The 9,422-nt window shown below is 44.0% G+C and carries 8 protein-coding genes and 1 tRNA gene; 3 read left to right on the forward strand and 6 right to left on the reverse strand.

All coding sequences use genetic code 11. The features are described from left to right. The 6 genes from Q0K03_RS06060 to Q0K03_RS06085 all read right to left on the reverse strand — a co-directional run. Nucleotides 1–1,682: diguanylate cyclase (locus tag Q0K03_RS06060; protein ID WP_297238787.1), on the reverse strand; the 1,682-nt coding region annotated here is incomplete at its 3' end. Between the two features lie 46 nt (nt 1,683–1,728). Continuing rightward, entirely contained in the window at nt 1,729–2,379 is a 651-nt protein-coding gene (locus Q0K03_RS06065; RefSeq protein WP_297238789.1) for a TrkA family potassium uptake protein, read from the reverse strand. A 1-nt stretch (nt 2,380) separates the two neighbouring features. Beyond that, nucleotides 2,381–3,727 (reverse strand): TrkH family potassium uptake protein, encoded by a 1,347-nt coding sequence (locus Q0K03_RS06070; RefSeq protein WP_297238791.1) that lies wholly within the window; start codon nt 3,725–3,727, stop codon nt 2,381–2,383. A 118-nt stretch (nt 3,728–3,845) separates the two neighbouring features. Beyond that, the gene (locus Q0K03_RS06075) at nt 3,846–5,477 is read right to left on the reverse strand and encodes a putative manganese-dependent inorganic diphosphatase (RefSeq protein ID WP_297238794.1); all 1,632 of its coding nucleotides are present in this window, start codon (nt 5,475–5,477) and stop codon (nt 3,846–3,848) included. Nucleotides 5,478–5,533: 56 nt separating this feature from the next. Next, the gene (locus Q0K03_RS06080; protein WP_297238798.1) at nt 5,534–6,247 is read right to left on the reverse strand and encodes a YoaK family protein; all 714 of its coding nucleotides are present in this window, start codon (nt 6,245–6,247) and stop codon (nt 5,534–5,536) included. Beyond that, entirely contained in the window at nt 6,244–6,744 is a 501-nt protein-coding gene (locus Q0K03_RS06085; RefSeq protein WP_297238804.1) for a GNAT family N-acetyltransferase, read from the reverse strand. The genes Q0K03_RS06080 and Q0K03_RS06085 overlap by 4 nt, the downstream gene beginning before the upstream one ends. Nucleotides 6,745–6,917: 173 nt before the next feature. Between Q0K03_RS06085 and Q0K03_RS06090 the strand changes: the two genes are divergently transcribed. The 3 genes from Q0K03_RS06090 to Q0K03_RS06100 all read left to right on the forward strand — a co-directional run bounded on the left by Q0K03_RS06090 (nt 6,918) and on the right by Q0K03_RS06100 (nt 9,421). Then, nucleotides 6,918–7,640, forward strand: coding sequence for an ABC transporter ATP-binding protein (locus tag Q0K03_RS06090; RefSeq protein WP_297238808.1), 723 nt, complete (start codon nt 6,918–6,920; stop codon nt 7,638–7,640). After that, nucleotides 7,633–9,258, forward strand: a complete 1,626-nt coding sequence (locus tag Q0K03_RS06095; protein ID WP_297238815.1) for a hypothetical protein — start codon at nt 7,633–7,635, stop codon at nt 9,256–9,258. Before Q0K03_RS06090 ends, Q0K03_RS06095 begins: the two co-directional genes overlap by 8 nt. A gap of 77 nt (nt 9,259–9,335) precedes the next feature. After that, nucleotides 9,336–9,421: transfer RNA gene (locus Q0K03_RS06100), tRNA-Leu, on the forward strand. Nucleotide 9,422 lies beyond the last annotated feature (1 nt).

Below are 9,422 nucleotides of genomic sequence, written 5' to 3' on the forward strand. Positions count from 1 at the left end.
CCATTGTCCTCAAACAGAGAAATAAAGGCGGCCGGAGGTAAGATCGAGCCATCCGGGCGCACCCAGCGAACCAGCGCTTCGGCGCCAGCCAGCCGATGCGTCTTTAGATCGATCTTGGGCTGCAAGTATACTTTAAATTCTTTATTTTCCAAAGCCTGGTGCATATTTCCTTCAATGGTACTGTTCAAAACTTCTATTTCATGAAGTTTGGCATCAAAGAACCACACCGTATTCTGATGTTTTTCTCTTGCCTTGGCCAGGGCAAACATCACATGGGTCATCATCTGATCGTAAGAGAAAACCGTGCGGTTTTCATCGGATACAACCGCTCCGCAGCTCAGCAAGACCCGATAGCTTTGCGAAGAAGCCCCAGGAAAATTTGTGATCGATTCCAGAATGTCCTTGAGACGTTGATTCAGGATCTTATAGTCGGTATCCTTCAAATACAGATAAAAGAAATCTGCACTTTCCCGACAGAAGAATTCTTTCTTCTTTAATGCCTGCCCCATCATTTTAGCCATATACACTAAAAACTGATCGGCTTTTTCCCGGCCGAAGATCTCATTGATGAATTTGAACTGCGACACATTGATGGTGGCAATGCAGCCGTTAGGATCTTCTTTCAGGGCCGCCTGTGCTTTTTTCTGGAAATAAATAAAGTTAAAAGCCCCGGTCAACTGGTCATAGTAAGCCAGGTCGTAAAGTTCTTTATTGTTTTTACGGATCAAGCGATAGCCATAAATCAGGATAAAGCCCACCAGTCCGACTACGATGACCAGAATAACTGCCAGGATCTCTACGATGGAATACACCAGGGAATTGCTGGCCTGTACGGAATTGACCATACACAAGTACCATCCGTTGATGCCTACCGGGGCCAGATGCATGCGATACGGCTTGGATTGATAGGCAAACGAAAAGTACAGTTTTTCATTATTTTTTAAAGCCTTGCGGTATTCCTTAATGTGCTCCTCATTGCCCTCATAGGAGGAATCAAAAATCGAATCCACGTCTTCTTTATTGATCGGATTGTTGGAGCGCACCAGAAAATTGCCTTTTGAATCGATCAGATTGATCCTTCCGGTCCCATTCAACAAGCCTTCACCGCTTAAAACATCCGCAAAGATCTCAACATGATCGGTGGCAGCTAAAACGCCTGTCACCTTGCCTTCTTCCAAAATAGGAACACTGTAAAGAAAAACCTTTTCTTTGGTGAAATCGCCCACAAACAGATTGGAAATATCCTCTTTTCCCGCAAAGGACGCTTCTACCGTTGTCTGGATCTGTTCATTTAACGAATCCAAAGAAACATCCGTAAGCACTTCCTGATCCAGTGTCACGATAATGCCCTGACGGTTCAAGTCAAAATAGATCATCGATAAAAAGTCAATTTTTTCATTGACGTTTTCTAGAATCGTTTCAAAGTTGGAAGCCTCATCGATCTTTGAATCACTGATCATGGAGGCCAATGTGTTTAAAAGCTGGTAATCCGAATGAATTTGCTTGTTTAGCCGTTTGATGTATTCATCGGTTTCCGCTTCCATACTTTCTTGGGTCGAAGCTTCCAATGTATTGGAAGTGATATTGATAAAAGAAAAGCCGATCACAACCATGATAAAACTGATTACGATCGCAAAAATCAATACTCGATTCAGTCTTTTTCGCAGTAATTTTTCATCCATATTATCATTTTATCACAAAGATAAAAAAAGACAGCGCAGCTGTCTTCTAAAATTGATTCAATATACGGTCAATGTCTTTTTGTTGGCCAATCACAACCAGATGTTCATCTTCACTAAGAACATGACTGGCCCCCGGCAACATATTGATTTCCTGATTCTTTTTTGTGGAAATAATGCTTAAATGATATCTTTGACGAATATCGCATTCGCCCACGGTCTTCCCAATCCATTTTGGCAGAGGGGGAATCTCGTAAATAGAATATCCCTGAGACAGTTCCACATAGTCAAACACATTGTTCATGCTGCAGCGAACGGCCATTTTTTCCGCGATGTCACGGTTTGGATATACCACTTCATCGGCCCCGTTTTTCAGTAAGAATTTTGCCTGGATATCACGGTCGGCCTTACTGATGACCTTTTTGGCGCCTAAGACCTTTAATTGATCGGTGATCTCCAGGGAACTCTGGAAACTGTTTCCCGTGCAGACAAAACAAATGTCAAAGTTGTTGACGCCCAAAGAGCGAAGCACTTCTTCATCGGTACAGTCACCGATCTTGGCATCGGTAACAATTGGAAGCATCTTTTCCACAACTTCGGCGTTGACATCCACGACCATCACTTCATTTCCCAGCTCGGCCATGCGGGTAGCCAGATGACGTCCAAAGCGTCCAAGGCCGATAATTAAAACTGTTTTCATATTAACCAACCATCACTTTCTCTACCGGATTTTGAACTGCCGGTACATTTTTCTTTTCAAAGAAACTATACGCAAAAGCCATCGTTCCTATACGTCCTAAATACATCATCAAAATAATAATCACACGGCTGACCGGAACCAGATCCCGGGTGATCCCGGTGGTCATCCCTACAGTACCTAAACCAGAGAAGACCTCAAAGGCAACATCCAGCATATTCAGATCCTGGATCGCGCAGATCGTCATGATGGCCCCCGTAGCCAAAACCAAGGTCAAGATCAAGACATTGGCCGCCTGCCGCATGGCATCCGATGAGATCTGTCTTTTAAAGAGGTTGCATCCATGATTGCCGCGAATGCTGGAGACCAGCGAACCAAACAACACCGCAATCGTGCTTGTTTTGATTCCTCCGGCCGTAGATCCCGGGCTTCCTCCAATGTACATCAGAACACACATCAATAAAGCGGAGCATTGTCTGACCGCTCCAAAATCAATGGAATTGAAACCGGCCGTACGGGCGGTCACGGAGCTGAACAATGAACAGAGGATCTGCTCATGGATCGGCCTTCCTAACAAAACCCCGTCTTTTTCAAAAATATAGAAAAGAAAGGCGCCTCCAAAAATCAAAATGACGGTCGTGATCAAAACGATCTTTGTATGTAGACGATATTTCTTAAAATGCCATTTATGTTCCAGAAGATCAGCCCATACAATAAATCCGATACCGCCGATAACGATCAAAGACATAATGACCAGATTGACCAGAGGATCTCCGGCGTAGGATTCCAGGGAGCTGTAGGCCCCAAAGAAATTTCCCAGAATGTCGAATCCGGCATTACAGAAGGCGGATATGGAGTGGAATATGCTCATCCACAATCCGGTTCCCAAGCCAAACTGAGGAATAAACCGGAACATCAACAAGATCGCGCCAGCCCCCTCAAAGATCAGCGTACCGATCAGTGCCTTGCGAACCAGCCGGATAATACCGCCCACTTTGTCCACATTGAGACTTTCCTGCAAAAGGCTGCGGGTGCTCAAACTGATTCGTTTATTTAAAAACATCGAAAACAGAACCCCGATACTGACAAAGCCAAGTCCCCCAATCTGGATCAGAAGGATAATGACCAATTGTCCAAAGAAATTCCAATGTGTTCCCGTATCCACTACGATCAGACCTGTCACGCAGGTCGCACTGGTCGAAGTAAACAGAGAAGAAAGAAAATCGGTGGGTGCCCCGCTTTGCGATGATATCGGAAGCATCAAAATAAGAGCTCCAATCAATATGACCATAAAATGTCCAATGGCCAATGTCTGCGCATGTGTAAAGCGCCTTTGAATCTTAGTAAACATATCTCTCCCCATTTATCTGACAAACGTCAGTCGCTTACTCTTAAAAAAGGTAACACAAAAATCATTAAAAAATAATAAGCGTTACCCTTTTTCGTATTAAGATAGCATTAAGAAAAAATCAGTATCGGGTGATCATATCATGAAGCATCGGTACGATCTGATTCTTTCGTGACAAGATATTCTCGTGAAGCTGTGTGCTCTTGTCTTCCCCAAAAAGCTCCCGTACCCATTCTTTGTGCGGACCGCCGGCATAAATCAGCGAACCATTTTCCAGTATGCTTGTAAATATGCCCAGGCACAGATCCAAGCCGTTCTGTTTGACCAGTCTTTCCAGTTCCTGTTCGATTTCCTTGTCCAGCCCCAGCATATAATCCGCACAAGGGATGATCGTTTGCGAGATCATGACCTTATAATTGCGGATCTCATAGTATTTGATATCGGAATTGATCAGCTGTTCAACGGTTTTTCCGGAAATATCCGAGCTGACCGTAAACATATCCGTTGCGAATTCATCGATGTCCAGACCGGCAAACGCCGCCAGCAGGTTGGCAACCTGACGGTCTTTTTCGGTTGTGGTCGGCGATTGGAATTTCAATGTATCCGATAGAACAGCTCCCAGTAAAAGACCTGCCAGATTTTTAGGGATCGGAATCTGATTTTCCTTAAACATCGTTGCGATGATGGTCGCGGTGCTGCCGACGATCTCATTTCTAAAAGAGACCGGCTTGCTTGTTGCGAAGTCACAGATACGGTGATGATCGATCACCTCTACCAGTACAGCCTGCTCGATTCCCCGCACCGATTGCGAGAATTCATTGTGATCCACCAGAACGATCTTCTTGTTGGTGTAATTCATCATATGATAGCGGGTAATATATCCAATCGGTTCATAGTTTTTGTTTACGACCGGATACATGCGAAACCGCGTCTTCAACATTTTTTTTGCCACATCTTCGGTGATTTCATAATCCGAAAACGTAATGACTTTTTTTGTCATGATGAGCTTGACCGGCACGGAAAAATACAGATATCGGGAGGTATTCATGCTTCCATGGCCCGATAAAATCAGCTGACAATGATATCTTTTGGCCTTTTCAATAACCTGAGGCTCGACCTTTTCGGTCCAGACCATCACCAACATGCCCGCTCCTTTTTCAATCAGATCCATCTGCGAGACGGGATCGTCTCCGATGATCACGATGCGGTCCTTGATATCATAATTTTTTACCAGGTTCCTTGTCAGAGCTACGATCGATACCTTTCCATTGATATGCCGGTCCGGATCTTGATAGACGATCTTTCCATTGATCGTCTTTACAATGTTTTCCACCGGCGTTTCCTTGAGCAGATCGATGCCCAAAGCCGTATCGCCCAACCCGACGCGGGCAATATCACTGCGGGTGACAATGCCGGCCAGCACGCCTTGTTCGTCAACGACGCCAAAACCCTGTCCCTGGCCTGTCTGCATAAGCTGCAGAACTTCAAAGACCGTGGTGTCCAGATGAATATTGACAGGATGATCCAAGGTCATTTCATGAAGCTGGATGCGGGCGTCTTCCAACAAAACAGGTTCATCGAAATGAAAACGTTCCAACAAATAGCGAGTCTCCGAATTAACGGGTCCCAAACGGCAGGCAACTGCCGGATAACCAAGCGCTCTTTTTAAAAAGGCATACCCAATGGCCGATGCGATGCTGTCCGTATCGGGATGGATATGTCCGGTAATATATAGATTATCCTGTGTATGCATCACTGACCTCCTTGATACTTAAATTATAGTGATTTCTATCAAGGTTGGCAATGAAACTAGTGCCCCGAAGGGACTTTTGAAAAATCGCGCCGATCTTCTTTTAGATCGCTGTATGCCAGCAGGATAAAATTGATCATCAAGGGAATCAAGGCCATCCAAATGGCCTTTTCCAAAAGAAGCGAACAGAAAAAAGCTTCCACGATCCCGCCCAAGACAAAGCTAATCAGCATCGACAAATGACTCATTCCTTTAGAAAGCGCTTTTGTATCGTTCTTTCTTAAAAAGCGAACGATCCCGATCCCGGTCTGCCTAAGATGATTGGTGCAGAATGTCGTTGCCATAGGAATGCTCTCGGCCTGGCGAAATGTGTTATACTGCATCGATGCGATAAAGTTGATCATCACCTGTACGATATGGTGATTGACACTCAAAGGAATCCATCCGATCCCGAAAAGAACCAGGATCTCAAAGGCCACCAGATAGGTATCCCAGCGAAACAAATGGATCTTTTTGACCGGATTGGGAAGCAGTTCAGAGACCACCGTTCCCATAAAGTAGGCACAAACAGGAATCAGATAATAAAGTCCCTGGGAATACATGCCGCTTCCTATATAAACCGCCATCATCACAAAGTTAGCGGTCTGGGCATTACAGAAAACACCGCCTCGTAAGATAAATGTATAAGCGCCCATCATCCCGGCGGCAAACATCAGTAACAGAAAAACTTCTTTTCGCTCGCACGCCAGGTAATTTTTCTTATTTTCATTCATAGATCGTATTCCATGATCACATCATCCATCACATAGCCCTGTCCTATGTCGGTGACATCTTCATCGACAACATGAAATCCCAGTTTTTCATAGACCTGGATAGAATGTGTGTTGTGTTTATTACAAGTCAGATAGATCGTATCGTACTGATATTTTTTAGCGTGTGCTTTGATAAAATCAAACATCTGGCTCGCATAACGATGCCCCCGGGCCTCTTTCTTTAAGTATAGCTTGCTTAAAAAGAGACGTGTTTCTTCATGCCCCAGAGCAATGTATCCCACCAGTTCTTCCGATACATAAACCATAAAATAATGATAATTATGATGTTTCTCATAATCTTTCATCGCTTCGAATGAACAAAACTTATCTACCATATAATCGATTTGTTCCTTTGTCAGCAGAAAAGGAAAATATTCGTGCCATATGACATTGGCCAGTTTTGCTGTCAATTGCAGGTCTTTGTCACCGGCACAAGGTTTGATCTCGATCTTCTCCATGTTTCTCTCTCCTTGTTTCCGTTCTATTCTATACCAAATTCAAAGAATCGAAAAGTTTCCTTTCCCATGAATTCTATTTCAATCAATTAGAAATATTTATATAATCTTAACTATATAATGGTGTTGTCTACCCCCTCCCCGGTGGTAAAATAGATGCCATAAGGAGAATTTTTATGATTGAAATTAAAAATGTCACAAAACAATTTGGTGAAAAAACTGCTGTCAACGATATCACCCTGACGATTCCTACAGGATGCATCGTCGGCTTTATCGGCCCTAACGGTGCCGGAAAAACGACAACGATCCATATGATGACAGGGACCCTGATGCCCGATAAGGGAACGATTACCCTGAATGGAAAAGATATCGTCAAAGAGCCTGTTGAAGCAAAAAGAGAATTCGGTCTGGTGCCTGACAGCCCTGATCTCTTTTTAAGACTCAGCGGAATGGAATACATCCAGTTTATGGCCGATATTTACCATATCGATACTCAGACCCGCAATGAACGAATCCGTAAATTTGCGCAGGAATTCGAAATGGAAGACTCCTTGAACGAGAGAATGTCCAGCTATTCGCACGGGATGCGTCAAAAAGCGATCCTGATTGCCACTTTGGTCTGCAACCCCAATATATGGATCCTGGATGAACCGATGACCGGCCTGGATCCAGCTTCCTCCTACCGCTTAAAAGAATTGATGAAAGAACACGTCCGCCAGGGCAATACCGTATTCTTCTCCACACACGTATTGGAAGTGGCTGAAAAACTATGCGATAAGATCCTGATCATCAATCATGGAAAGATTTGTTTTGACGGAACTCTGGAGGAACTAAAAGAAACCCATCAAGATAAAGAATCTCTTGAAGAAATCTTCCTGGAGGTTACGCAGGATGCATGATTTCCTAGTTTTGACCAAAGCGCTCTTTAAAGCCAACTACGGCATGGATCTAAGATCCAAGCAAGGAAAAAAGAGCATCGGTGTCATTATCGTGCTGATTGTCTGCCTGGCTCCGACATTTGCGGTATTGTTCAATATGTTTCTTCAGGGATTTCGTATGCACACCGTAGACCTGTTGATCCTGGAAGTCGGCTTTGCCTGCATCTGTTTACTGATGTTATGGACGGCATTGTTTACCTTTCCTTCGATCTTCTACTTTTCCGATGATCTGAATCATTTGCTGGTGCTGCCCATCACGCCAAGAACGATCGTCTTTTCAAAGTTTTTGATCGTATACAGTTCTTTGATGCTGGTGTCCTGCATTGGAATGATCCCGATGATGATTGCTTATATCATGGCGGGATATGCTCAGGTATTGTCGATCGTGTATTTTATCGTTCAGATCTTTTTGATCGGACTGCCGGTAACTTTTATCGCCTCGATCTTCTGGATGATCGTCCTTCGCTTCCTTCCTTATTTTAAAAATAAGGATCGCTTCAATATGATTGTGGGCGTATTGTCCATCGGGATTGCCGTCATTATCGGAATCGCCTGCAGTCAGGCTGGAGCTAACCTTGAAAATCCAACTTTCTTTGTACAGGTACTTCAAAACGAACCTGAAGGTCTGATCCGATTGATCCAGATTTTCTTCAACGTTCCTTTTGCCGCCCGTTCGATCGTAGAAAGCTCACTGATCGATTTGCTGATATGTTTAGGGATCGTTGCGGCTTTGGCCGTTCTGTTCCTTCTGTGCGCGGATAAACTTTATCTAAGCGCTGCCCGGGATGCCGGCACCTCCGTATCAAAAAAGAAGAAAAAAGTCGTATACCGCAAGCAGGAATCCGTCTATTTGAATTATGCCAAGGTTGAATTTCTTCGGCTGATCCGCACCCCAGCCTATATGGCCAATTGTGTACTTTCTTCTTTGGTTATGCCGGTGATGTTCATCGTGATCGTACTGGTCACGCCAGACGTCAAGGAGTTAAGAGAAATATTAGGAGCCATCGATATTCCCTCTTTGATCAACTTGCCTTTGCTTCTGCTTGTCGCTGGAGCTGGATTCGGTTTCTTTGCCGGTTCATTAAATGGAATCAGCGCTACCGCTTTCTCAAGAGAAGGAAAAAATATCGATTTTGTGAAGTACATCCCTTTGGATTTCACCAAACAAGTTTTGATCAAAGAATCCATTGGAACCCTGTTCTCACTTTTAACTTGTATCATGATGTTGATCAGCATTCATTTCATTGTCCCTTATCCTTTGTGGTATGATCTTTTCTTCCTGTTGGGAAGCCTTATCACTACGATCCTGGTCAATGCGATAGCGATCTTTGTGGATGGACTTCACCCTAAAACAGACTGGCAGGATGAAACCAGCGCCGTTAAGAACAATATGAATGTCGTTTTAGAATTCCTGATTGGCTGGGCCATTCTAGCGGTCGTGGTCGCTCCTTTATTCTTACTGGGACTGACAAGCCACTGGGAAATCTATTCGATCGTCATGATCCTGGTCCTGTTGATCTTTACCATTTGGTTTACTTTGTACACGCCAAAGATCATATTCAAACATTTAACAAGATAAAAACACCTTAAGTTCACCATTTCTGTCAAAAAGATTTGAAAAAAAACATGACTTATGCCATAATATGAAAGCTAAATGCAGAAGTGGTGGAACGGCAGACACGCTGTCTTCAGGCGGCAGTGCGAGCAATCGCGTGAGAGTTCAAATCTCTTCTTCTGCACCAA

Source organism: uncultured Faecalicoccus sp. (assembly GCF_944327125.1).
GTDB lineage: Bacteria > Bacillota_I > Bacilli_A > Erysipelotrichales > Erysipelotrichaceae > Faecalicoccus.